Source organism: Companilactobacillus mindensis DSM 14500 (genome assembly GCF_001434275.1).
GTDB lineage: Bacteria > Bacillota > Bacilli > Lactobacillales > Lactobacillaceae > Companilactobacillus > Companilactobacillus mindensis.
Window position 1 is genome coordinate 1 of sequence record NZ_AZEZ01000095.1, and the last position, 24,965, is coordinate 24,965.

General features: G+C 39.6%; 22 protein-coding genes. 9 read left to right on the forward strand and 13 right to left on the reverse strand.

Annotation, left to right across the window (positions count from 1 at the left end):
- Window positions 1-74: 74 nt before the first annotated feature.
- The 6 genes from ruvB to FD29_RS09090 all read right to left on the reverse strand — a co-directional run bounded on the left by ruvB (window position 75) and on the right by FD29_RS09090 (window position 7,958).
- Window positions 75-1,103 carry a Holliday junction branch migration DNA helicase RuvB gene (gene ruvB / locus FD29_RS09065; RefSeq protein WP_057888720.1) on the reverse strand — a complete coding sequence of 343 codons (1,029 nt, stop codon included), beginning with the start codon at window positions 1,101-1,103 and terminating at the stop codon, window positions 75-77.
- Between the two features lie 31 nt (window positions 1,104-1,134).
- The gene (ruvA, locus tag FD29_RS09070) at window positions 1,135-1,725 is read right to left on the reverse strand and encodes a Holliday junction branch migration protein RuvA (RefSeq protein WP_057888623.1); all 591 of its coding nucleotides are present in this window, start codon (window positions 1,723-1,725) and stop codon (window positions 1,135-1,137) included.
- A gap of 52 nt (window positions 1,726-1,777) precedes the next feature.
- Window positions 1,778-3,745 (reverse strand): DNA mismatch repair endonuclease MutL, encoded by a 1,968-nt coding sequence (mutL, locus tag FD29_RS09075; protein WP_057888624.1) that lies wholly within the window; start codon window positions 3,743-3,745, stop codon window positions 1,778-1,780.
- A gap of 14 nt (window positions 3,746-3,759) precedes the next feature.
- Window positions 3,760-6,414 (reverse strand): DNA mismatch repair protein MutS, encoded by a 2,655-nt coding sequence (gene mutS / locus FD29_RS09080; protein ID WP_057888625.1) that lies wholly within the window; start codon window positions 6,412-6,414, stop codon window positions 3,760-3,762.
- Window positions 6,415-6,429: 15 nt separating this feature from the next.
- Window positions 6,430-7,233, reverse strand: a complete 804-nt coding sequence (locus tag FD29_RS09085; protein ID WP_057888626.1) for a TIGR00282 family metallophosphoesterase — start codon at window positions 7,231-7,233, stop codon at window positions 6,430-6,432.
- A gap of 140 nt (window positions 7,234-7,373) precedes the next feature.
- Window positions 7,374-7,958, reverse strand: coding sequence for a PglZ domain-containing protein (locus FD29_RS09090; protein ID WP_057888627.1), 585 nt, complete (start codon window positions 7,956-7,958; stop codon window positions 7,374-7,376).
- A gap of 654 nt (window positions 7,959-8,612) precedes the next feature.
- Between FD29_RS09090 and FD29_RS09095 the strand changes: the two genes are divergently transcribed.
- The gene (locus FD29_RS09095; protein ID WP_057888628.1) at window positions 8,613-11,204 is read left to right on the forward strand and encodes an isopeptide-forming domain-containing fimbrial protein; all 2,592 of its coding nucleotides are present in this window, start codon (window positions 8,613-8,615) and stop codon (window positions 11,202-11,204) included.
- 443 nt (window positions 11,205-11,647) lie between these two features.
- Here FD29_RS09095 and FD29_RS09100 read toward each other — a convergent pair whose 3' ends face one another.
- Entirely contained in the window at window positions 11,648-12,220 is a 573-nt protein-coding gene (locus FD29_RS09100; RefSeq protein WP_057888629.1) for a hypothetical protein, read from the reverse strand.
- Window positions 12,221-12,473: 253 nt separating this feature from the next.
- Entirely contained in the window at window positions 12,474-13,622 is a 1,149-nt protein-coding gene (locus tag FD29_RS09105; RefSeq protein WP_057888630.1) for an ArgE/DapE family deacylase, read from the reverse strand.
- Window positions 13,623-13,765: 143 nt separating this feature from the next.
- Between FD29_RS09105 and FD29_RS09110 the strand changes: the two genes are divergently transcribed.
- Window positions 13,766-14,047 (forward strand): hypothetical protein, encoded by a 282-nt coding sequence (locus FD29_RS09110; protein WP_057888631.1) that lies wholly within the window; start codon window positions 13,766-13,768, stop codon window positions 14,045-14,047.
- A gap of 88 nt (window positions 14,048-14,135) precedes the next feature.
- Here FD29_RS09110 and groL read toward each other — a convergent pair whose 3' ends face one another.
- Window positions 14,136-15,767 carry a chaperonin GroEL gene (groL, locus tag FD29_RS09115; protein ID WP_057888632.1) on the reverse strand — a complete coding sequence of 544 codons (1,632 nt, stop codon included), beginning with the start codon at window positions 15,765-15,767 and terminating at the stop codon, window positions 14,136-14,138.
- Window positions 15,768-15,824: 57 nt separating this feature from the next.
- Window positions 15,825-16,109 (reverse strand): co-chaperone GroES, encoded by a 285-nt coding sequence (gene groES, locus FD29_RS09120; RefSeq protein WP_057888633.1) that lies wholly within the window; start codon window positions 16,107-16,109, stop codon window positions 15,825-15,827.
- Window positions 16,110-16,251: 142 nt separating this feature from the next.
- On the opposite strand from groES, the gene FD29_RS09125 reads away from it, so the two are divergent.
- Window positions 16,252-16,875 carry a CPBP family intramembrane glutamic endopeptidase gene (locus tag FD29_RS09125; RefSeq protein ID WP_057888634.1) on the forward strand — a complete coding sequence of 208 codons (624 nt, stop codon included), beginning with the start codon at window positions 16,252-16,254 and terminating at the stop codon, window positions 16,873-16,875.
- 93 nt (window positions 16,876-16,968) lie between these two features.
- Here the strand turns inward: FD29_RS09125 and FD29_RS09130 are convergent, their stop codons facing one another.
- Complete coding sequence (locus FD29_RS09130) at window positions 16,969-18,066, reverse strand: mandelate racemase/muconate lactonizing enzyme family protein (protein ID WP_057888635.1); 1,098 nt, start codon at window positions 18,064-18,066, stop codon at window positions 16,969-16,971.
- A 228-nt stretch (window positions 18,067-18,294) separates the two neighbouring features.
- On the opposite strand from FD29_RS09130, the gene FD29_RS09135 reads away from it, so the two are divergent.
- On the forward strand, window positions 18,295-18,495 hold the full coding sequence (locus FD29_RS09135) for a helix-turn-helix transcriptional regulator (RefSeq protein ID WP_235804295.1): 201 nt from the start codon (window positions 18,295-18,297) through the stop codon (window positions 18,493-18,495).
- Between the two features lie 104 nt (window positions 18,496-18,599).
- On the opposite strand, the gene FD29_RS09140 is transcribed toward FD29_RS09135, so the two are convergent.
- On the reverse strand, window positions 18,600-18,953 hold the full coding sequence (locus tag FD29_RS09140; RefSeq protein WP_057888637.1) for a VOC family protein: 354 nt from the start codon (window positions 18,951-18,953) through the stop codon (window positions 18,600-18,602).
- A complete protein-coding gene (locus tag FD29_RS09145; protein WP_057888638.1) occupies window positions 18,943-19,809 on the reverse strand; it encodes a DegV family protein in 867 nt (288 codons plus the stop codon). The genes FD29_RS09140 and FD29_RS09145 overlap by 11 nt, the downstream gene beginning before the upstream one ends.
- 147 nt (window positions 19,810-19,956) lie before the next feature.
- Between FD29_RS09145 and FD29_RS09150 the strand changes: the two genes are divergently transcribed.
- The 5 genes from FD29_RS09150 to FD29_RS09170 form a co-directional block, all read left to right on the forward strand.
- Window positions 19,957-21,141 (forward strand): galactokinase, encoded by a 1,185-nt coding sequence (locus FD29_RS09150; protein ID WP_057888639.1) that lies wholly within the window; start codon window positions 19,957-19,959, stop codon window positions 21,139-21,141.
- On the forward strand, window positions 21,141-22,586 hold the full coding sequence (locus FD29_RS09155; RefSeq protein WP_057888640.1) for a UDP-glucose--hexose-1-phosphate uridylyltransferase: 1,446 nt from the start codon (window positions 21,141-21,143) through the stop codon (window positions 22,584-22,586). Before FD29_RS09150 ends, FD29_RS09155 begins: the two co-directional genes overlap by 1 nt.
- Window positions 22,583-23,575 carry a LacI family DNA-binding transcriptional regulator gene (locus tag FD29_RS09160; protein ID WP_057888641.1) on the forward strand — a complete coding sequence of 331 codons (993 nt, stop codon included), beginning with the start codon at window positions 22,583-22,585 and terminating at the stop codon, window positions 23,573-23,575. The genes FD29_RS09155 and FD29_RS09160 overlap by 4 nt, the downstream gene beginning before the upstream one ends.
- 16 nt (window positions 23,576-23,591) lie before the next feature.
- Window positions 23,592-24,020: an NUDIX hydrolase gene (locus FD29_RS09165; protein WP_057888642.1), complete on the forward strand. Its 429-nt coding sequence runs from the start codon at window positions 23,592-23,594 to the stop codon at window positions 24,018-24,020.
- A 115-nt stretch (window positions 24,021-24,135) separates the two neighbouring features.
- A partial coding sequence (locus FD29_RS09170; protein WP_420834654.1) for an RNA-guided endonuclease InsQ/TnpB family protein occupies window positions 24,136-24,965 on the forward strand: 830 nt, incomplete at its 3' end.

Genomic DNA, 24,965 nt, shown 5'->3' on the forward strand with positions numbered 1-24,965 from the left:
ACGGCTCACAGTGGACTTTCGCCACCAAGTTAGCGCCCATGCCGGGCGCACTACACCAAAACGAGCAAATCGCTTTACTCGTTTTTTTCAGGGTATGGCAACCCCATGTGTTCATAACCTTTTCTCGTTACAACACGACCCTTAGCAGTTCGCTTCAGGAATCCCATTTGCATTAGATATGGTTCATAAACTTCTTCAATTGTTTCTTGCTCTTCACCAATATTAGCGGCAATAACTTTCAAACCGACTGGACCACCATTGTACAATTCAATGATCATTTCCAAAATTCGACGGTCGATATGATCAAGTCCGGCGTCATCAACTTGCAGTTGGTTCAAAGCTGACTCGGCCACGTCATAATCGATGGTATCTTTATTATCAACTTGCGCAAAGTCACGCACCCGCTTCAAAAGACGGTTGGCAATTCTAGGCGTCCCACGCGAACGGCGAGCAATCTCATGCGCCCCTTCTTCGTCGACATTGATATTCAAAACACTGGCTGAACGGAAAACAATCTTAGACAATTCATCTATGGTATAGTACTCCATTCGCTCAACAATTCCAAACCGATCACGCAAAGGTGCTGAAAGTTTTCCGGCCGCAGTCGTCGCACCGATCAATGTATATGGTACTAATTGATGATGCAAGGACCGTGATTCACTGCCTTGACCGACGATAATGTCGATGTAGAAGTCTTCCATTGCTGAATAGAGCACTTCTTCAACGGCACGTGGCATACGGTGAATTTCATCAATAAACAAGACGTCGCCTGGTTCCAATTCATCCAACACCGCCACAAGATCGCCCGATTTTTCAATTGAAGGGCCGGTAGTCGTGTGAATATTGACGCCCATTTCATTAGCGATGATCATAGCCAAAGTAGTTTTACCTAACCCAGGAGGGCCATATAACAAGACGTGATCTAGCGTTTGCTGACGCTGTTTAGCCGCTTTGATATAGATGTCGAGTTCTTTTTTAGCTTTTTCTTGACCCAAATACTGGTCAAAGGTTTGCGGACGGAGCGTTTGTTCAACCACGTCTTCAATGTCATCAAGTGAATCGGCATCCGTCAGACGGTCGTTATCATTTTCATTCGTTGCGATAATTAACACTCCCTTCTCTTTTCAATAACTTTTACTTACTCAATAATTTTAACCCCGCACGGAGATATTCGTCCGCACTCTTGAGGTTGGTCTTTTCAAGTTGTGATTTAACTTTACTGATCTCTTTAGCTGAGTAGCCCAATGAATCCAAGGCAGCCAAGCCATCTTCCAATTCTTGATTGCCCGAACTGAAGACAACTGGAGCTTCGCCTAAAGTCATCTGACCTTCAGCGGTAAATTTGCCAGACAGATCCAAAATAATTTGTTGCGCCGTTTTCTTTCCAATTTTAGGAAACTTCGTCAAAAACTTCACATCATCATTCTCAATCGCATGGATCAAACCTTGCAGATCTTGACCCGCTAAAATAGCGAGCGCACTCTTAGGTCCGATACCGGAGACGCTGATCAAATGTAGAAAGATGTTCTTTTCGTTCAGATCATAGAATCCGTACAAAGACTGCTCGTTATCACGGACGATCTGTTCAACATAAACTTTAGTCTCACTATTTTCTTCATAGCGATAAGGATTAGCAACTTGAACTTTATATCCTACACCACTGACATCCACCACGATATATGAAGGGGTTACTGCCGAAATCAAACCATTTAAATATTCAAACATACTCTTATTCACTCTCTCATTAAATGAGTTCCTAATAACTGAAAATGCGTTATTACTCACTCTCTCTTGTATCATGTGAGTCTTGGATTCTCTTAAACATTTTTTCCAAGTCCTTGTTGCTGAATTCTACCAAAACTGGTCGACCGTGTGGACAATTGTAAGGATTCTCTGCTTTAGTCAAATTATGCAACAACTGAACCGCCTCACGGTCGTCGATATGATGATTAGCCTTGATAGCTCGTTTGCAGCTCATCATAATAGCGTTCTTTTCACGGAAACTGGCAACACTGATTTTAGAATCATTTAGCACATAGTCAACCATCTCTTTGATTGTCGACTCCTCTTGACCTTCAACAAACCAGGTTGGATGCGTATTGACGACAAAACTGTTCTGGCCAAAATCATCCAAATACAAGCCAATACTTTCCAAAACTGGTTTCTTTTCTTTGATCAAAATACTTTCCGAATTAGGATAATCCAAAACGATCGGTACTAACAATTTCTGTTGGTCGTTAGAAACTTTGCCGATTTCTTTACGATAATACTCGTAATTGACCCGCTCTTGAGCAGCATGTTGATCGATCAAATAAAAGCCGTCCGCACTCTCAGCGACTAAATACGTTCCGTGGATCTGACCAATATAACGCAGATCTGGAAAACCGGCGTCATCATTCGTTGTTGAAATCGGCGCTTCAGTTGGCTGGTCAGTTTCTTTTTGCGTATCTTCGACTACTTTGACTTGTTGATCGTGCTCTTTTTTCAAGCGGTCATCCCACTTTTGAAGATGCTTAGGGTCTGTAAAAATCGGTACGCCAGTCATTGGTGTTTCCACGCGGGTTGGTTTTTGCGGCGTTGGCGTAGAAACTTTAGTTGGCGTCTGAAGTGTTGTCGGTTCTTTGATCGTATTGGACAAAGCCATGTCGATCTTGTCGATCTGTTCTACTTCGCCCAAACTGATTTGTTCTGGCTTATACGTGACTGCCTTAGCGACTGAAGACGTTCTGCCAAGATTTTTGACCGCATCCGGAATCAAGTTTTGACCCGAAAGCCGATTCTTGATACCTTCACTGATCAAGTCACCGATGTGCCCTTCGTTGGATAGGCGTACTTCTTGTTTAGTTGGGTGAACGTTGATATCGACTAGACTGGGATCCATTTTGATGTCGATCACCGCAATTGGAAATCTAGCGACCATCAACTTGGAACCATAGCCACGAATAATTGCGGTAGTTAGTTGGAAGTTTTTGATATAGCGTCCATTCAAAATGATTGAAACGTAATTGCGGTTGGAACGCGTCGTATCCGGTTTAGAGAAGAAACCTCTGATCTCATAGTCGGGGTCAGAATTTTCAAACTCCAACATATGACTAGCGACCATTCGGCCATAGATTCCGGCAATCGTCTGTTGTAAATTGTTGTTGCCAGAAGTCCAGACCAAGTCTTTACCTTCATGTATCAAACGAAAAGATATCTCGGGATGTCCCATGGCTAAGCGGTCGACAATATCAACGATCTTGTTGAGTTCTGTGTGCAAAGACTTAACGTATTTCAACCGTGCTGGCGTATTGAAGAACAAATCTTCGACCGTCATAGTCGTACCCTTCGAGCGGGCAAAGGTTTCCTTTTTGATCAGTTCGTTGCCTGAGAACTTGGCCTTGATTGCTGACTTACCGTCGGTACTTGATAAGACTGTCAGTTTAGAAACTGATGCGATACTTGCTAAAGCTTCACCACGAAAACCCAAAGTTTTGATATTGAACAAGTCGTGATCATCCGCGATTTTACTAGTCGTATGCGGTAAAAAGGCGACCTCAACATCATCTGCTGAAATCCCCTTTCCATTATCATTAACTTCAATAAACTTTAAACCGGCCTGTTTGACCGTGATCAATACTTGTGTAGCTTGCGCATCGATGGAATTTTCCACCAGCTCTTTTACGACTGATGCGGGGCGTTCAATAACTTCCCCAGCCGCGATCTGGTTACTCAATTCAACTGGTAATTCATGAATAATGCCCACATTTCCACCTTCTTTTATTTAAGTTTCTTTTGCCATTTGTACAGTAAATTAATGGCTTCGATCGGTGTGATACCCATTAGGTCTTGGTCGCCGATCTCTTTGATTACTTGTGTTTCTTTAGTTGATAATTTTTTAGTTTGTTTAGGCGTCTCAGGGAACAATGACAACTGCGTATCATCATTTACTTCCGGTTCAGCCGTCTCTTCCTTTGATTGAACCGCTGTTGCTTGAACTGGTTCTTTCTCAGTTGTTAAAACAGTAGGTTCCTTAATACTGTCGGAAGTCGTCGTGTGAACAGATGTCTCTTCCAGACTGCTCAAGATTTTGCTAGCCCGATTCAAAACGTCAGTTGGCAAGCCGGCTAATTTAGCCACGTGAATACCGTATGATTTGTCAGCTGGTCCAGGTAAAACTTTGTGCAAGAAGACTAAGTCGCCATTTTCTTCTGACGCATCAACGTGAACATTGCGCAAACCTGGCAACTGCGCTTCCAACTCAGTTAACTCGTGATAGTGCGTTGAGAATAACGTCATTGCTTTAACGTGGCGGTCGATGTATTCAATAATTGCTTGTGCCAAAGCCATACCATCATAAGTAGCCGTCCCACGGCCAATTTCATCAAAGATGATCAAACTGTTTGGTGTAGCGTTCTTCAACGCATCGTTAGCTTCACGCATTTCTACCATGAACGTACTGTCACCAGAGATCAAATCATCCGCTGCCCCAATTCGAGTAAAGATGTGATCAAAAATTGGCATCTTAGCACTGTCCGCTGGTACGAAACAACCAATCTGCGCCATGATAACGATCAAAGCCATCTGACGCATATAAGTACTTTTACCAGACATATTTGGACCTGTGATCAATAAAATATCAGTCTTGTCGTCAAAATTGACGTCGTTAGGGATGTAGCTGTTGTTACTCAAAACTTTTTCCACTACTGGGTGGCGTCCGTTGGTGATCTGCAATTCGTGTTCTTTGATAAATTCAGGCGCTACGTAGTGATATTCTTCACTGATGACCGCAAAACTCTGCAAGACGTCCAACTGTGAAACTATATTAGCCAATCCTTGAATCCGCCGAATTTGGTCTTTGATTTGTTTTCTGATCTCATCAAACAGATGATATTCCAAACTCTTGGATTTTTCTTCGGCCTCTAGGATCAAGCTTTCTTTATCCTTCAATTCAGGCGTGATGTATCTTTCAGCGTTGACTAAAGTTTGTTTTCTTTGATAACGATCTTCGGGAACTTTATCGATATTAGCACGACTGACTTCAATATAGTAACCAAAGACCTTGTTGTAGCCAATCTTTAAATTGTTGATGCCGGTCATTTCTTGTTCCTTGGCCTTCAAACTAGCTAACCATTGCTTACCATTCTTGGAAGCGTCGAGATATTTGTCGAGTTGGTCATTGTAGCCTTCTTTGATCAAACCGCCACCAGTGACCGAAATCGGTGCTTCTTCAACGATAGCTTTCTCGATCAAGTCACGAATATCAGCCACCTCATCGATCTGTTCGACAAAGTGCGTCAATTCATCGTCACCAATATCTAGCAGGATCGATTTGATCTCAGGGATTTGTTCCAAAGACGTTTTCAGTTGGATCAAGTCACGGCCATTAACAGTTCCATAGGCTACTCGACCAGCCAAACGTTCCAAATCGTAAACCTTAGTTAAGTAATCTTGGAAAGAAGATCTTTGGAAATAATTATCCAAAAAGACTTGCACAAAATGTTGGCGCCGTTTTAATTTCTCAACTGAAATCAACGGACGAGCTAGCCACTGCTTGAGCAGACGACTCCCCATGGCAGTTTTTGTCTCATCCAAAAGCCACAACAACGTTCCTGATTTCTTATTCGTGCGGATATTCTTGAACAATTCGAGGTTGCTTTGGGCCGAATGGTCCATCAACAAATATGATGACGTCTCATACGACTGAGCAGCTTTCAAGTGGTCCAACGAACGCATCTGCGTCTTAATCAAATAACTGATCAACAGTTTGACCGTTGAAACTTCATCGTCAGATTGAACTTGCGAGAAATCAAAACTGTAATTATCTTCCAATTCATCGAGTTTGGAGATCAAGATGCCATATTTGCGCAAACGTTCGAGGTATTTTTGGGGAAAACTGCCAGAAACAACCGTTTCTTTGGTATCCAAATTTTGTAATTCGTTCGTCAGATCCAGTTGATTTTCAACCGTTGTGACCTTCACTTCACCAGTGGATAGATCAGCGTACGCTAAACCAAAGGTATTTTTTCTAGAGGTGATGGCCGTAATGTAGTTGTTGTCCTTTGATTGGTCGGACTTATCCATGATCGTACCAGGAGTAACCACACGTGTTACGCCCCGTTTGACCATCTTGCCTTCAGCGTCGGCGGGATTTTCCAATTGATCGCAGACCGCAACTTTATAACCCTTATCTACTAAAGTATCGATGTAGCCTTCGATTGCTCGGTGCGGCACCCCACACATAGGGATGTTTTCACCGGCTTTTTTATTGCGGGCCGTTAATGTCAATTCCAAGATCTGTGAACCTTTGACGGCATCGTCATAAAACATTTCATAAAAATCACCAACACGATATAACAAAAAAGCATCTGGGTATTGTTTCTTATACTCCAGATATTGCTCCATCATTGGTGTTTCTCTAGTCTTTTGAGGCATGAATTCCCTCCATTTTTAATTCAAAAATGATTGATTGTTTGGTGTAATAACATAATTTTTAATGCTACGTGCATTATTAGTCGTGTCGTTGATATCAATGACTGCGAAACCAATCTGCATGCGGCCGTCTTCGTCAACGTCAAATTTGTTAGGACGTTGCGTTAAGAAACGATTGATAATTGGTTCTTTCTTGTCGCCCAAGATGCCGTCGTATGAGCCAGTCATCCCGACATCAGTTAGATAAGCCGTTTCTTTATTGATAACTTGCGCATCGTTAGTTTGCACATGCGTGTGCGTACCGCAGACAGCTGAAACACGGCCGGTCATGTAGTTAGCAAAGGCAATTTTTTCACTAGTTGTTTCCGCGTGAAAGTCGACGAATTTGACTGCATCTTTATCCAACTTCTTTAATAACTTATCGGCTTCTAAAAATGGATTGTCAATCGGTTGCATCAAAGCCGTACCCATCATATTGATGACGTAGACTTTTTTTGTATTTACTTTGATTTCCAAGTAGCCACGTCCAGGAACGTGTTCGCCAGGAAAATTATATGGACGGAGAATATTTTTCTTTGGGTCATCGATGAACTCTAAAATTTCTCGTTTATCCCAGGTATGGTTACCGCCAGTAACAACGTCAGCACCAGCCCGCGTGATCTTTTGATAGTCAGGTTCCTTAGTACCCTTGCCACCAGCGGCATTTTCGCCATTCACAATCGTTAATTGTGGCTTAACTTTCTTCTTGATTTCTGGCAAGTATGTCTCGATAGCTTTGATACCAACGGAGCCTACGACGTCTCCAACGAAAAGTATTTTCATTATATTTTATCCCCAATCTTTACCTATGATATTGTATCAATTTTTTAGGGAATTAAAAAGACCAGACGAACGTCTGGTCGTATATTTTAATCTTCAAAAAAGGCTTCGTCAATTTCGAAGAGATCGAGTTTTATTTATTTTTAAAAATCAAAATCTCCAAACGTTGCAATATCCATACTATACTCAGTTTTACTTACATCCCCTGTATTAGCATTTTCAATCACAAAATAATATTTACTACTCTTATCATATTGTTTATCAATTAAGTTAATCGAGAAATCTATCATTCTATCTTCAACTTTGACTGCCGTTAAATTAGCATTAATTGTCGTTTTAGCAGAAATCAACTCACCATTAGAATTTTGGAAATAAACTTTATATGTCGTTGGCCGATAAATCGAATCAATTGGCTTAGCTTGCAACAAACGTATTGGTACTTCTAGGGAAGTAATATTTCTATTTGTACTCATCAGTTGCAATTCAACATCAACAGCCTGTGATCTATTTGAGGTCGTTTTTACCTCCAACAATGGTACTAACATTTCCTGAAGTGAGGCACCACCATGAACATAATTGACTGATCCGGCTGACTTGAAGACATTTGCTGTTTGGGGATAATAAACCACACGTTGATCATCATTATTCAAAATATCAGCTAATCTTTGTTTACCAACTCCTGGTTCATTTATTTCTCTATCAGTCACAATATAACGCTGAGATTTCAAATCTACTTGGAGTATTTATGACACTCCACAATCATAATCAAAATAAGAAATAACAGCATCATCTAAAAAAGAGATGATGCTGACTGCAAATCTGCGGTTACTTTTTCAGGTTGGGTTACATACAATTATTTAGATACTAAAAAGGTCATCCAAAATCAACTGGATGACCTTTTTAGTATTGCTTTAAATAAAATATCAAATCATTAGAATCTATAATATTAACACTACTAATGTAAAACAAATAAAAAATTGTTTAGTCTGGAATGAAATTCCGGCGGATGCTCAGCCGTGGTAGTCTCTTGGCTGGCGTACCCTGCCAGGTTAGAGACAGACAAGCTTAGAGACAATTTGAGCCGTAATTGGCTCTAAGTTGCTCTCACAGCGTTCCAGCAATCCGCCGGGATTTCATGGAAGACGGCAGTGAACAACCAAACTTGAAAAAGAACCAATTTGCAATTAGCACCATCTCTTTTATTTTGTAATTTATATAAATAATTCAATCTCAATATCTTATTTTTTAACGTGCAATCCCCGTTATGTAAGTGTTTCCCATATTCTGAAAGAAAAATGCCTGAATCTTGAACTATCTTGTTACTATTTTCACTATATAATGTGGATAAGAGAATTCATCACTTTTTATGGGGGAAATTAATAATGAAGGACAAGTATAAAATTTATCACAAAATATTATGGTTATTCTTCACAATAACCTGTCTGTTTCTTTTTATTAATAAAACTACGCTTGTTAAAGTCAAGGCCGTTTCTGAACAGGACGTCATCACTAATATTGGCTACATTCAAGACGGCATTACTGAATGGAATCATATATCTAGTTCCTATTCTCCGCCTAATCAAATTGGTCAGATCAAAATCGGTAGAAATGCCTATCTGGGGTATACTTTCGGAGCTGCTAGAAATTCCAGCAATAAGATTCAAAATGGTGACACCACTATTACCAAAGATAGTTCGGCCGGTACTGGATACTTATATAATTCCAAAATAAATATTTTTATTAACCAAAACGGTTATTATTACGGAATCCTCCATCAAGCCGCTAATTCTTTCATTGGTACGGGTGGTTACCCAGAGAGATCATCTGACACATCTCTGGATTTTGCCTATGTTAATGGTAATTTAGCATTTAATACTAAAAATTACGGGATATTAACCAACTTAAAAAATAAAGTTTTTTTCACAGGTATTGATAAAAACGGTAATGTAGCTCTTAAAATAGGTGGGTACCTTACTACTCAAAATCTATACGCCAAAATTTTACTACGCCCCTCCCCTTCTGGTGCTCCGATAGTTCAAAGAGAATTGTATCTATATAATCCTAAGGGTGGGACTCAGAAAACTAAATTTCAAATTTATTTCGGTGAGGATACTTCGATCGACTCAACCGGATCCCCCGCAGTTGATGATGTACCTCTTTATGCCATGGGTAACGACGAAGGACTATTCATGTTTAGTGCCAAAGATCCCTCTACCAGCAATGCCAAGCTATACGTAACCAACGATGTTCCTGATGGTTTTACAGCTTATATGGGAAAAACCTTTGACCCTGATCGTTGGAATATGAAAGGAAAATCAAATATCGGTTCTACAACTGTTGCCGGTGGTGATATTACCACCCCTAATCTAAATTATAATCTTACCGCTGATAATATTAACAATGGTGATAATGGGCGTCCTGCTGGTTCTAATTTGCTTTATGGTAAAACTGCCAATGGAACACTCTATCCTGTTGTTGATAAAAATGTTAAACAAGATTCCGCTTATACATTGAGATGGGATACAGTAGATGAGTTTAATCCTGGTGAAACATTGCATTATGCCTCCACTTTAGGAGCTTCTTTGGCTGGTTACTCACTGCCTCAAGTATCAAAAACTTATACTAATGATACATTTCATGCCGATGGCCTGAATCATATTGGTGATACGCTGCATTTCACTTTAGCCGTCCAAAATAATGGTTTAAAATCACTTTGGTCGTATAATCGTATCCAAGATGCTCTCCCTGATGGATTAACTATTGATCCTGATTCCGTCAAGTACAAATGGACTGGGCTAACTACATCTGGCTCAGGAAGTGGTCAAGTGGATAAAGAGACTGTCCATGAAGTAGGAACAGTCCTACCCTCCAACGTTAATGGAAACGTACTCGACTTTACTCCAACAAAGGCCCAATTGGCTGATAAAGATAAGTATTACATAACTTTTGATGCACTCATTGGCTATGATGCTGTAAATAATCGCGATGCGAATGGCAATATAACTAACAGTGCTACATTTACTGGTGTAAATCTACAAGTTAACGATGGCAATGAATTGTACACTGCCGATGTTGATATTCCTATTGCACCGACAAACTTCAAATATATGTTTAAAAAACTGCTTCGTAACACGACAACCAATGCTGATGGAGCCTTCACCGATACTGCTGAGGGTAAAAAAGACGATATTATTGAATATCAAACTAAGTTCTCCAGTATTGGATCTGATTCGATGAAGAGTGCTCGTTATACCGATACCATTCCCGATGGATTAGAACTTGACCCTGAAAGCGTCACTGTTGGCGGGGTAAAACAAGATGTCAACGTTGATGTAAACAATCCTAATAGTTTTTGGTTCACCCTAGGTTCACACGTCAACAACAGTAACATTACCGTTACTTTCAAAGCTAAGGTAAAAAGTATGGACCAAAAGACCGTTTCAAATACGGCTATAATGACGAACGTTTTAACCAGTGCCAATGAAACTTACAACGATTTACCTTCCAGCAGAGCCGACCTCAACATTGCCAAAACGATGGAAAGTACTTCCTTTGTCGAAGTTCCTTCAACAATCGACTTTGGCAGTATCAACTCTGCCAATTTGGAACGGATTATTCCTAATGTGAAAACAGAAGGTCGTTTGATCGTCAATCACACACTCGATACACCTTTCCAAGTTTCGGTAGCTTACGATAACGATACCGATGCCATTGCTAGCGATGGCGAAAAATTGGTCAACTCCAATGACACCGTGCTCTTTCTCAACCAAGGTTCTGCTTCTGGCAGTGACAATTGGCAGCCGCTCTCCACCACTGGGACGTCGATCAATGCGGATGGATTTAGTGGCCCCCAAACTAATTATGATTTAACTGATTATGTCCGTTTCAACAAGTGGAAACTACGTGTACCTGCTAATGCCAAAGCTGGAGCCTACGCTGGTAAGATAACTTGGTCGATTTCTGACACGCCGTAATTGATTCTTATTCACTTCTATCTTTCATTCAAAAAAGTCATCCTAACGGTTCTTTTTCAAGTTTGGTTACATACAATTATTTAGATATACTAATAGGCCATCCCAAAATCAGCTGGATGACCTATTTTAGTATTATCGTAAATAAAGTATCGAATCATTAAATTCTAAAATTTTAACACTACTAATGTAAAACAAATAAAAAACCGTTTAGTCTGGAATGGAATTCTGGTGGATGCTCAGCCGTGGTAGTCTCTTGGCTGGCGTCCTTTGCCAGGTTAGAGACAGACAAGCTTAGAGACAATTTGAACTGTAATTGGCTCTAAGTTGCTCTCACTGCGTTCCAGCGTCCACCAGAATTTCATGGAAGACGGCAGTTAACAACCAAACTTGAAAAAGAACCTCCTAACAAGCTGGATGACTTTTTTAAATGACCTTTATAAAATTTAGCCTTCACTATTTTCTTGTTTAACGATACCGGCTTCAATATCAGCTTCAGAACAAATAATGGCAATAACATATTCAATGATCTCAGAATCTTCCCAATCGGCTGACAAGTCCAAATTGACTTCCCGACCATCATTTAATTGCAGATCCAAATAATACGGCGTTGGTAAGTGGAACATGATTTTCTTAGGCGCATAAAATGAACCACCCAAGATGTTAGCTGGCGCATTCATATCTTTACCCACAACGACCGTCAACTTCTTGACATCCGTATATTTGAATTCCGATGTTGCTTCGCTAAAAGGAAATAAAACTGATTGAAATCGGACCGAGAAATTTTGATAATTGAAATATTTAATTCCTGTCTCACTCAATTCCCAATATCCATAAAAATCCGCCAACATCCAAGCATAAATCAATGCCACGACTACTAATGCGGTAATACCTAAGATGATTGACAACAGGGCCACTTTAGTAAAGATGAAGAACAATAAGCCTACTAAAATTCCCGCACCCCAACTGATATACATTGGTACATAATTGATCTTTCGACCAAAATCAACACTCTCCATTTTGTTTCTCTCTTCTCATTTTTCTATTCGACAATACTCAATTTTATACTTTTAGGCGATAGATAGGAAATGTAAAAAAATTCATTCGCTATAATAAAAGAAACACTTGCGAAAGGTGGCCAAAATATGCGTTCAATTTTGATATTCCCTGAAATGTATAACTACCATGAAATTCAAGAAATCAGCTGGATGATCCATTTTTAGTATTATCATAAATAAAATATCGAATCATTAGATCTAAAATTTGGACTTTTTATTTTTCCAAAAATTGAATGAATAATTTCTCATAAATATCGATAAAGTTAAAGTACATCTGTTTATCAACACTCTCATTGATTTGGTGTGGCGTATTGTTACCAGGTCCAGCAATGATAAATGGGAAGTCCTTAGTCTTTCCTTGAACCAGATTAGAAGCATCGGTGACTGGTGAAATTGGTGCTACGTGAATCTCGTCAGTCGCATATGGCTGCATCAAGTCTTTTGTTGGCTGGATCAATGGATTATCCTTACCCATTAAGACTGGCCCTTCGTTCATATAAATATCAGTGCTTATTTGAGCGCCCTGTTGATTATATTTATCCATCAGCTTATTCAATTCAGCGATAACTTTGTCATTGTCGTATTCGGGAATCGTTCTGACGTTGGCCTCTGCTTCAGCGTAATCAGGGATCGAATTTACTTGAGTACCACCTTTGATCAAAGTTGTATTAAAAATCAATGGTCCCATAGTCGATTTCCCGATACTATCATCTCTGAAGACTTTGTTAGCGTCCAACAACAGTTGCATCAAGGCATCGATAGCATTGAAACCATTCTCAGGCATCGAACTGTGGCTAGCTTTGCCTTGGGACATGAACCTAATATCCATTGAACCTTTTTCGGCGTAACCAATATTATAACCTGATGGTTCTGCAATTACTAAACCGTCTACATCATCCATGTCGCCATCTTTAAGGAAGTAACTTGAACCTTCTTCGCCAACTTCTTCACCCATCGTAGCCATCAAACGGATCGTACCTTTTTTAGGTAGTCCATTTTGGTGCAATTCAATCATTGTGATGATCAAAGCTGCCAAGCCGGACTTCATATCGGTAATGCCACGGCCATAAAGCAAGCCATCTTTTTCAGTCATTTCAAAAGGATCAGTTTGCCAATCTTTTAAATTGCCAGGGTCAACGACATCCATGTGACCGGAGATTCCAAGTACTGGCTTGCCACTACCGATTTCAGCGAACAAATTAGCCCGATTTCCACGGATTGGCTTAATTTCAGACTTAATATCGTATTCTGCTAATAACTTTTGCAGATAAGTTGCCACATCTTTTTCCTTATCATTAACGGATTTGATAGCAATCAATTTTCTCAAAATATCTAAATATTGTGTTTCACTCAAACGTTTCATTCAAATGCCTCCCAACATTGTTTACCAAATAATCTTAGCATTTAAACTTTTGAAAGTACGGTTACAGGACTTGATATAAATCAAGTAACTATCTTAATAATTAATTTATACTCAATTCATCAAATAAAAACGAGGTCAATAATATGTCCCAAATCAAAGATTACTTATCAGCCAACAAAGAGCAATTAGATTTATATACGGAAGCCATCACTAGAGCCCACGGTAGAAATCATCCCGAAGTTTTTGAAATTAGAGATATCTACGTCGACATCGATCAAAAAGTTGCTAACGGTGATGAAAATCTAACTGCTGACTTTGCCAAACTAACTAAAATCACTAATAACTACGCCATCCCTAGCGATGTTTGCCCTGTCTTCAAGGCCACTTATCACAGTCTTGAAGAGATGAACCAGCTCATTGCTTAGATACAAAAAGAGCAGTCGATAATTCCAATGACGGAAGTTATCGACTGCTCTTTATTTTTTAAAACTATTCATCATTTTAGAGAATGAATTACATCATTCCGCCCATACCACCGGCTGCAGGGTTAGCTGCAGGTGCGGCAGGAGCATCCTTATCAGGCTTGTCAGCAACGACAGCCTCAGTTGTCAACAATAGTGAAGCAACACTGGCTGCGTTTTGTAGAGCTGAACGTGTAACCTTAGTTGGATCGATGATTCCGGCGTCAACCATGTTTTCCCACTTGTTTGTAGCAGCATTGTAACCAATTTCGTTCTTTTCGTTCTTGATATGTTCAACGATAACTGAACCTTCCATACCAGCATTTTCAGCGATTTGGCGTAGTGGTTCTTCAAGAGCACGAGCAACGATGTTGATACCTGTTTGAACGTCGCCTGTTTCTTTAAGAGCAGTAACTTTATCAAGAACATTCATCAAAGCTGTACCACCACCAGCAACGTAGCCTTCTTCAACAGCGGCACGTGTGGCATTTAGAGCATCTTCAATTCTGTATTTCTTTTCTTTCAATTCTGTTTCAGTAGCAGCACCGACTTTAACAACGGCAACACCACCAGCAAGTTTAGCCAAACGTTCTTGTAGCTTCTCTTTGTCGAAGCTTGAAGTTGTTTCGTCTAGTTGCTTCTTGATTGTTGCAACACGGTCCTTGATGGCATCCTTGTCTCCAGCACCTTCAACAATAGTTGTGTTGTCCTTTGTAACAGTAACCTTACCAGCTGAACCTAATTGATCCATAGTTGTGTCTTTTAGTTCAAGACCAAGGTCTGATGTAATAACTGTACCACCAGTTAATGTAGCGATATCTTCTAGTTGAGCCTTACGACGGTCACCAAAGCCAGGAGCCTTAACAGCAACAACGTTGAATGTACCACGGATCTTGTTCAAAACAAGTGTTGGTAAAGCTTCACCGTCAATATCATCAGCAATGATAAGTAGTGACTTGCCTTGTTGAACGATCTTTTGTAGTAATGGCAAGATATCTTGAATGTTTGAGATCTTCTTGTCTGTGATCAAGATGTAAGGGTTGTCGAGGTCAGCTTCCATCTTGTCGTTATCTGTAACCATGTATTGTGAAATGTATCCACGATCAAATTGCATACCTTCAACAACGTCTAGAGTTGTATCGATACCCTTTGATTCTTCAATTGTGATAACACCATCGTTACCAACTTTTTCCATGGCATCAGCAATTAATTTACCAGTTTCTTCACTAGCAGATGAAACTGAAGCTACTTGAGCAATATCGTTCTTGCCAGAAACTTTGTGTGAAATGTTGTGAAGTTCATCAACAGCAGCCTTAGTAGCCTCTTCGATACCAGTTCTGATACCAACAGGGTTAGCACCGGCTGTAACGTTCTTCATACCTTCCTTAACGATAGCTTGTGTCAAAACAGTAGCTGTAGTAGTACCATCACCAGCGATATCGTTAGTCTTTGAAGCAACTTCTGAAACAAGGTTAGCACCCATGTTTTCGAAGTGGTCTTCTAGTTCGATACTCTTAGCAATAGTAACACCATCGTTTGTAATCTCAGGTGCACCGTAACTCTTTTCAAGGACAACGTTTCTACCTTTAGGTCCGATAGTTGTCTTAACTGTATCAGCTAGCTTGTTAACACCATCCAACATCTTTGAACGTGCATCTTCTGAAAATTTAATTTCTTTAGCCATTTAAAATTCACACTCCATATTTAATTTAAATTTATTAATTATTTTATTATTTATAAATTAGTCAACGATTGCCATGACGTCTTTTTCGTGAAGAATCAAATATTCGTTACCTTCATACTTAACTGTTGAGCCAGCATATTTATCAAAAAGAATCTTGTCACCCTTTTTGATGCTCATAGGTAACTTCTTACCATCGTCAGCAACTAAACCATCACCGACAGCTAATACTTCGGCTGTTTGTGGCTTCTCTTTGGCGTTGTTTGCTAAAACAATGCCACCGACTGTCTTTTCTTCTTCTTTATCGACTGTTACAATGACTCTATCTCCAAGTGGTTTTAACAATTTGAATTCCTCCGATTGATTATATTTTAAGTTTATTTTTATCGTTTAGCACTCGAAGTTCCTTTGTGCTAATCACAAGTTTTATATTAACATTATATTGTGAAGTTGCAAGTATTTACCTTTAAAAAAAATGGAGGAAATTATGTCTTACCAAAAAAATCAGTTTTTCACCCTACTGACTTACATCGTATTATTGAGTTTAGGTACGATCCTATCGCTCTTGAAAATCACCGGCTCGCCTTATTTTATCGCCTTAACTATTGGTTCAATCGTCGCTGCCGGATTGATGATCTACTTAGTTAAATTGAGCGGTCCCAACGACTTAGAGGAAAAAACCACTTTGAATCATGATCTGCAGTGGATCATCGTTGGAACAGTCGGTGCTATCGCTTTGCAGTATTTAATTGGTTTCGCCGACCAATTGATTTTTCACAGCACGAGTTCAGCCAATACGATGAGTCTGTTGTTGATGGTCAAAGCTTATCCTTATTATTTCATCTACGTGATGATTGCTGCACCGATCATGGAAGAAATTATTTTCCGAAGAGTCTTCTTCGCCAACTTGGTCAAGCCAACTAATATCTACATCGCCGCAATCATCTCAGCCTTCTTGTTTGCTTTCATGCACCAAGATACTAGATTTTTAGTCTACGTAGCTATGGGCCTTTGGTTCTCGTTTATTTATACTAAATCCGAAAACATTTACGTCAGTGCCGGTAGCCATATTGTCATGAACGCATTTGTTTTAACCATGGCAATTATGTAGAAAGTGGAGCAAGCCTGCTTAGATTCTGAATAATAATTTAAAAGCGGCAATGTTCGAATTTATGAATATTGCCGCTTTTGTTGTATTTTTAAATTAAAAGGCTTTTACATATTGTTCAGCTTTGGATTCTTGTAAATCAATTCCTAAACCTAGGTTTTGTTCTGGAATTTCAATTTGCCCATTATCATCGTTGATGCCACCAACAAATGGCGAATCCACGATATAGTCGAGTCCATCTAGGTCGATTGCTTTGACACTTGGTAGCCCTGCACTTAAATAGGCCGCCATCGTCAGGGCAATATTTGATTCAGTCGTGCAGCCAAAAAGACAGTCAACGCCATGTCTTTGAGCAAATTTAGCGATTTCTACTGCTTCCAATGGTCCGCCACATTTGATCAGTTTGATATTAATAGCCGTTCCATAGCCATTATCGATCACTCTTTTGGCATCTTCCAAACTGAAAACCGATTCATCGGCCACGATAGGAATTACTGACTTCAAACTCAATTGATGCATTTCGTCATACATAATCGTTTGAACCGGCTGCTCAATAAAATCCACTTGCAATGACGATCCGGCCAGTTTTTGAATGGCTCGAAGGGTCTTTTCATACGTCCAGCTTTGGTTGGGGTCGATTCGAATGTGAACGTCACTAGGTATCAACTGTTCCAACTGAAGGATACGTTCCATTTCGACATCGTTAGCATCAACCTTATATTTGAGAAATTTATAGCCTGCACTCAATGCTTGTTTAGTTTCTACAATCGTCTGTTGCGTATTCAAAATGCTGATAGTCGTGTCGTTGTTCAATCTGCGCGTATTAACGTCAATTCCTAGTTCAGCATTGATCTCAGTTTGATTGAATTTAGCAGCAGCGTCCAAAATAGCCGTTTCCATCCCATAACGTGGCGCAACATGATTAGTAAATCGTTGTAAAGAAAGCAAGACGTCTTCGGCTTCTTCATTCAAATGTTCATCAAAAAAATCTTTGGCAAAACGATACATTTCTTCACGACTCTCACCTGTCAATTTGATATTCTCAGCCGCTTCACCCCAGCCTACTTGTCCTTCTTCAAAAACCACTTTACAGAGGATTCCTTTGAGATTCCTTGAAGAACGAATGCTAGTAATGAATGGTCGTTTTAACGGAATATCTAATTTGTAGATACCGTAGCCAACTATTTTTGCCATGACCTTACCTCCAAAAACACCGTAATTCTTGACGATTTGACTATACTATAAACCCATTTGAAATATTTTCGATGCGATATGATTCGAAAAAGCAATTAAAAATTTTCCGACAAATGAATTTATTTATTAATAAATATTATAACTATTTAATTAATAAAATTTTTTGAATCTACGTAAAGTCGCCTTTACACTAAGAGTGAAAATTATGGTAGAAATCAGGTGGCAAGATTGATCAAAAATCAAGTTCGCAAATTACGGCAAGAACATCAATATTCACAAAAACAACTCGCTGAAATGGTCCACGTTTCTCGCCAAACTATCATTTCTATCGAGTCTGGACGTTTCCAACCTACTTTGGAATTGAGCTTCAAGTTAGCGTTAGTCTTTGGTAAAACGATTGAGGAAATATTTGAATATATCCCTGAATGAAATTGTTTATTTTAGAGAGCCTACTTTTAATAATTAGATATTTTTCTAAAAGATTGTATACAAAAAAGTCATCCAATTGAGTTTAGGATGACTTTTTCAAATTATTATTGCTCCTGCGCAACCACGAAATAATTACCCTCAGGATCTTGGAAATTAAACGTCAAAACACCATTAACTTCCGTAATCTCTCCCGCACTCAACAACTCATCATGCAAACGACCAAAGTCATTGGAGAAAAACATCAATGAAGGTACATTCTCCGAAACTTCTGGCGAATAAATCCGGATGTAATCACGTGGAAAAATCGACAACTCAACTTCTTCGGAGATGCCGACAATCACATTTTGGTAGCCGCCATTCATTGTCTGACGTGCGACAACTTGAGCGCCGAACTCTTCGGTCCAAAATTCAACGTTCATATCGACATCGTCAACATAAATCATAATTCTAGTTTTCATTTTCAAAGTCCTTATCCCAGACGACACCCATAGTTTTTTCACCAGTATGCACACTAATAGCTGGTCCTAAGTGACTTTGAGAAATGCGAGCTTCTGGGAATACTTCGGCGAAGTCATTCGACCACTTAGCTAACATTTCTCGATTATTAGAGTCAACGATCGTAATGTGCAATTTCCAATCGGGGTGTTCTTCTGCATATTTTTGAATTTCAAGTGAGATCATTCTAAAAGCGCGGTGCATCGTCCGTTCCTTATCAATGGCGTAAATTTTACCATCCTTGAAGGTCAACAGTGGTTTCACGTTCAAAAGACTACCAATGATAGCTGAGCGGTTGCTTAATCGGCCAGTTCGGCTCAAGTGCTTCAAGTCATCTACGGCAAAGTAAACTTGAGTTGAGTCACGCAAGTCGCTTAGCTTGGACATGATGACTTCGGGGTCGACATCTTTTTGAGCCAATGATCCCGCCAACATCACAAGATCAGCTTCTGCGGCACTAGCAGCCATTGAATCGAATGGATACACTTTTGCCTTGTCGTATTCTTTTACAAACATGCGTAAATTATCCATGAATGAAGTGATTCCTAATGACAAGTGAATTGAAATGATCGTATCGTAGCCTTCAGAAACTAGGCGATCATAGGCTTCTTCAATTTGCCCCATTGAAACTTGCGCCGTTGTGGGTAATTCGGGTTCGTTGCGTAAATAATCATAAAACTTAGCATCAGTTAATTCTTCAGTTTCTTTATATTGCTTGTCTCCCAAAATGACTGTGATCGGCAAGACTGTAACGTTGTATTTTTTAATTTGCTCGGGTGTTAAGTATGACGCTGTATCAGTAACAACTGCAGTTTTCATTAAATTTTCCTCGTTTTCCCATTGCGTATATCCATGCCTATAATAATAACATTTTATGAATATTTTTGAATCTATCGACCTTGTTTTAATCTTTGGAAAACGCTATCATTTTATTTAGTAAATATTTAGTAAAAACGGAGATCAACTATGGACACTAACGAAATTTTACAAGGCTATGCAAAAATCTTCGATCAAGCTGCTGAAAAGTTATTTTTCTCACCTGGTCGGATCAATTTGATTGGTGAACACACGGACTACAATGGCGGCAACGTCTTTCCTTGTGCTATCAGTTTGGGAACTTACGCTGCTTTCGGCAATCGCGACGACAATCAAATCAAAATGTATTCAGCCAACATTCCTGACACTGGCGTTATAAATTTGACACTCGACGACCTCGAATACAACCAAGCTGACAACTGGGCCAACTATCCTAAAGGGATGCTCTACTTACTTCAAAAAGCCGGCTACAAATTGACTCACGGATTCAATCTTTACATCCACGGCAATTTACCTGACGGTGCTGGTTTGTCATCATCTGCTTCGATCGAATTATTGATGGGAAATATTGCTAATGATGTTTTTCAGCTTGGCATCGACCAATTAGATCTAGTCAAAATGGGTCAACAAAATGAGAACGAATATATCGGCGTCAACTCTGGTATCATGGACGAATTTGCTGTCGGTATGGGCAAAAAGGATCAAGCCATTCTTCTCGACACTAATACGATGGAATATCACTACGCTCCAGTTGAACTTGGCGATCACGTCATCGTCATTATGAACACTAACAAACACCGTGAACTAGCTGATTCCAAATACAACGAGCGTCGCAGTCAATGTGAAAAAGCCTTAGCTCTTCTTCAAACCAAACTAAATATCAAATCTCTCGGTGAACTTTCCATCGACGACTTCGACCGCAATTCATATTTGATCAACGACGATATTTTGATTCGTCGGGCTCGCCACGCGGTTTTCGAAAATCAACGTACACTCAAGGCTATCAAACTCTTGAAAGAGAACAACTTAGTAGAATTCGGCAAATTGGTCAACGCTTCGCATGTTTCACTTCACTACGACTATGAAGTTACTGGTGTTGAACTTGACACCTTAGTTGAAGCTGCTTGGCAACAACCTAGCGTTCTCGGTGCTCGTATGGTCGGGGCTGGTTTTGGTGGCTGCGCCATTGCCTTTGTCGCTAAAGATCAAGTTGAAAACTTCGAAACTAACGTCGGAAAACTTTACCAAGAAAAAATCGGCTACAAAGCTGACTTTTACCTTGCCGAAATTGCTGACGGACCAAGAGAAATCAAACTTTCAGAGGTGGAAAATTAATGGACTGCGTTACTCAATTCGTCGACAAAATCATCAAAGCTGACAACGACTACCAAGAACTCGACCGTATTTATTTATACAATCGCATCTGTGCCTTAGTTGGTGATGACAACCATCAAATCGACGACGATCTAAAGACTGCTTTGCTCAAAACTGCCGTAGTCAATCAAAAGATTACCGATAATCAGACTGAAAAAGAAATTCTCAATGACCAACTAATGGATTTCTTAACTCCCTTACCTTCTAGAGTCAATCAGAAGTTCTGGAATCTCTATCAAAAGAGTCCTAGTGCAGCGACTGATTACTTTTATCAACTGAGTCAAGACAACGACTATATCAAAGTCAAAGCAATTGCCAAAAACATTGCCTACTCCGTACCGACCGAATACGGCGATATCGAGATCACTATCAATCTTTCCAAACCGGAAAAAGATCCCAAAGCGATTGCTTTAGCAGGTAAATCTAAGCAGACTGGCTACCCTAAATGTCAACTGTGCCTTGAAAATGAAGGCTACTTGGGACGTCTTGGTTATCCGGCTCGCTCCAATCACCGGGTCATTCGTTTAACTTTGGGTGGTCAAACTTGGGGCTTTCAATATTCGCCTTATGCTTATTTCAACGAACACGCTATTTTCTTGAACAAACTGCACCAACCAATGATCATCAATCAACACACTTTCAACAACTTATTAGAACTCATTCGCCTATTCCCTCAATATTTTGTTGGCAGTAACGCTGATCTACCTATCGTCGGTGGCTCCATGCTCAGTCACGACCACTATCAAGGCGGCAAGCACAACTTTCCAATGATGAAAGCTCCCATTCAACGAGAAATTACGCTGCCAGTTGCCAGTGTTAAAGCTGGAATCGTCAAATGGCCAATGTCAACCATCAGATTACAAAGCAAAGACCCTGAAGCTTTGGTAAAAGCTGCCACTTTAATTCACGAAAACTGGATGAATTATTCCGATGAATCAGTCGATGTCAGAGCCTATACCAAGGGAATTCATCATCATACAGTGACACCGATTGCTTATCGTAAAGAGGATGAATATGTCCTTGATATTGTTTTGCGTGACAACCAGACTTCCAAAGCATACCCTGACGGCATCTTCCATCCCCACGAAGATGTTCAACACATCAAAAAAGAAAATATCGGTTTAATTGAAGTTATGGGCCGGGCTATTTTGCCAGCCCGTCTCAAGTCGGAACTAAAGGAAGTCGAACGTTACCTACTCAAGCAGCCTAACAAGATGATGGCCTATCACAAGACTTGGGCCGATCAATTGCAAGCCAAATATTCAATTTCCGCTGACAATGTTGAAAAAATCGTCGCTAAAGAAACTGGCTTAGTCTTTGCCCGCGTACTTGAAGATGCTGGTGTCTTCAAATGGGATACTCAAGGACAAGAAGCTTTTGACAAATTCATCGGGGGATTAAAATAATGACTACTCTCAGCGATATTGCCAAAAAAGCTAACGTGTCACCAGCCACAGTCTCTCGCGTTCTCAATGACGATCTGACGCTCTCAGTTGCCGATCAAACTCGTACTAAGATTTTAAAAATCGCCACTGAATTAAACTATAAAAAGGCCAACCACCGCAACACACGTTTTCAAAGACGAATTGCTCTAGTTCAATGGTATTCCGAATCCAAAGAACAAGATGACCTCTATTACATGATGATCCGTGAAGGCATCGAACAACAAGCATTGACCTACGGTTTTGAAATCATCCGCATCTTCCACAATGATCTAGATTCCATTCCCAAAGATATCGACGGCTTGATTGCGGTTGGAAAATTCAGTCAGGAACAAGTCCAACAATTGACTTCAAAAAGTCACAACTTAGTCTTTATCGACGACGACCAATTTTCCGCCGGCTTCGACACCATCGTCACTGACTTTCGTTACGGAATCAAACAAGTTGTCGATTACTTTATTGATGATGAAATTACCGATATTGGTCTGATTTACGGCGAAGAAATATCGACTGATAAATTACGCGTAATTCACGATTATCGCTATGACAACTTTAAACAAGCCATGGAAAATCACCAACTCTTCAATCCAAAATTTTGTTTCAAGGGAGATTTCACCAAACAATCCGGCTACAATCAAATGAAACTGGCTCTCGATACCTTGCCTGATTTGCCACACGCCTTTTTTATCGCCAATGATTTGATGGCTGCTGGTGCCCTAAAAGCTCTACAAGAGGCCAAAGTTTCCATTCCTGAGCGCGTACAGATCTTCAGTTTCAATAACACTTCACTGACGACTTATATTAATCCTGAACTCAGTTCCGTTTCCGTCGCCACTAATCAAATGGGCAAAATGGCTGCCGAATTGATGCAAGACATTTTGACCAATCCACGTCACGTTACTAAACGAGTTGAACTGGCTACTAAATTAGTCTTTCGACAGAGCACGCTTTAATTTGGAGGAATTTTGAATGGCAGATTGCATTAAAGACATTCGTAACAAAGTTGGCCACGAGCCCATCATTTTGAACTTTGCCGGGGGCATCTTAGTCAATCAATCAAACCAAGTTTTGCTACAAAAACGTTCCGACCTGAATCAGTGGGGGCTCCCTGGCAGCGCTTTAGAATTTGGCGAGACAGCTGAAAGTGCCTGTCGACGTGAATTTATTGAAGAGACTGGCCTACATATCAACATCGATTCACTGCTAGGCATTTCAACCAATCACATTCAACACTACCCTAATGGGGATGTTGCTCAAGCTATCGCTACCTTTTTTGTCGTCAAATACTGCCAAGGAATTTTGAATTCACAAAATGATGAAACATTAGATTTAAAGTATTTTTCCAAAGACAATTTGCCCAGAATCTTTAATCACCAACATGAAACTTGTTTAAAATAATTGGCGGAATTCCCATGACTTTAGTCGTGGGATGGATAGCCAATTTTTTTGTGATTTTCGGTTGCTGTAAGAACATAAGTTCGTATATAATCATGTTGCAAAGGCGGTGAATGGTTTGAAATCGATGGCAGAACTTGAATATCATTACGGCATCAAGATGAGAATTTATCCAAATAATAAACAAAAGGATATTATAAATGTTAATTCCAATATCAGTAGAACTGTTTATAACAAATTGGTCGGCATTGATAAAGAAATATACCGATTAAAACAAATTGGAGTAAGCCTTAAAATTGCTCAAGATCGGATTTCAGAATTGACGAAGCGAAAAAACATTCGTGAATTATCTAATCATTATCAATATATGGAAGACAAACGAGTTGATAGTTTGGCCAAAGCTAACGCGAATATGAGTTACCTGAGGGCTTGGAAGATGTTTCGGGAAGTTCATAAGTCTGGTATTCCTAAATTTCATAAAAAGAATTATTCTGAGAAGTACCAAACCACCTGTCAATATTCAAAGAAATCAAAAATGAATGTTTATTCTGGATCAGTTAGATTCCTAGATGATAAACATATCAAGATTCCAAAATTGGGAACGTTGCGAATCAAAGGTTATAACAAAGTAATCTTTCGAGATAAAAAGGATATAAGAATTGGAACTGTGACTATTAGTAAGGATCCATGTAACAGATATTTTATTTCACTTCAACTCGGTTCTGATACCCCTTTTGTTGATCAGAAAATAAAAACTGGTAGTAATATTGGAATCGATTTGAATACTGAGAACTTCCTTACTACAAGTAATAATGTTGTAGTCGATAATCCCAGATTTTATCGAAAAATGAAAAAGAGATTATCTAAAGAACGAAGAACTCTATCACGTCGTATGAATCGAGCCAAAAAAGAACATCGGAAATTAAGAGAATCAAAAAATTACCAGAA

Coding starts and splice junctions, on each gene's coding strand:
- ruvA (WP_057888623.1), bottom strand. CDS start 1,725: ATGTTTGAATATTTAAATGGTTTGATTTCGGCAGTAACCCCTTCATAT.
- mutS (WP_057888625.1), bottom strand. CDS start 6,414: ATGCCTCAAAAGACTAGAGAAACACCAATGATGGAGCAATATCTGGAG.
- FD29_RS09085 (WP_057888626.1), bottom strand. CDS start 7,233: ATGAAAATACTTTTCGTTGGAGACGTCGTAGGCTCCGTTGGTATCAAA.
- FD29_RS09095 (WP_057888628.1), top strand. CDS start 8,613: ATGAAGGACAAGTATAAAATTTATCACAAAATATTATGGTTATTCTTC.
- FD29_RS09100 (WP_057888629.1), bottom strand. CDS start 12,220: ATGGAGAGTGTTGATTTTGGTCGAAAGATCAATTATGTACCAATGTAT.
- FD29_RS09105 (WP_057888630.1), bottom strand. CDS start 13,622: ATGAAACGTTTGAGTGAAACACAATATTTAGATATTTTGAGAAAATTG.
- FD29_RS09110 (WP_057888631.1), top strand. CDS start 13,766: ATGTCCCAAATCAAAGATTACTTATCAGCCAACAAAGAGCAATTAGAT.
- groL (WP_057888632.1), bottom strand. CDS start 15,767: ATGGCTAAAGAAATTAAATTTTCAGAAGATGCACGTTCAAAGATGTTG.
- FD29_RS09125 (WP_057888634.1), top strand. CDS start 16,252: ATGTCTTACCAAAAAAATCAGTTTTTCACCCTACTGACTTACATCGTA.
- FD29_RS09130 (WP_057888635.1), bottom strand. CDS start 18,066: ATGGCAAAAATAGTTGGCTACGGTATCTACAAATTAGATATTCCGTTA.
- FD29_RS09140 (WP_057888637.1), bottom strand. CDS start 18,953: ATGAAAACTAGAATTATGATTTATGTTGACGATGTCGATATGAACGTT.
- FD29_RS09145 (WP_057888638.1), bottom strand. CDS start 19,809: ATGAAAACTGCAGTTGTTACTGATACAGCGTCATACTTAACACCCGAG.
- FD29_RS09150 (WP_057888639.1), top strand. CDS start 19,957: ATGGACACTAACGAAATTTTACAAGGCTATGCAAAAATCTTCGATCAA.
- FD29_RS09155 (WP_057888640.1), top strand. CDS start 21,141: ATGGACTGCGTTACTCAATTCGTCGACAAAATCATCAAAGCTGACAAC.
- FD29_RS09165 (WP_057888642.1), top strand. CDS start 23,592: ATGGCAGATTGCATTAAAGACATTCGTAACAAAGTTGGCCACGAGCCC.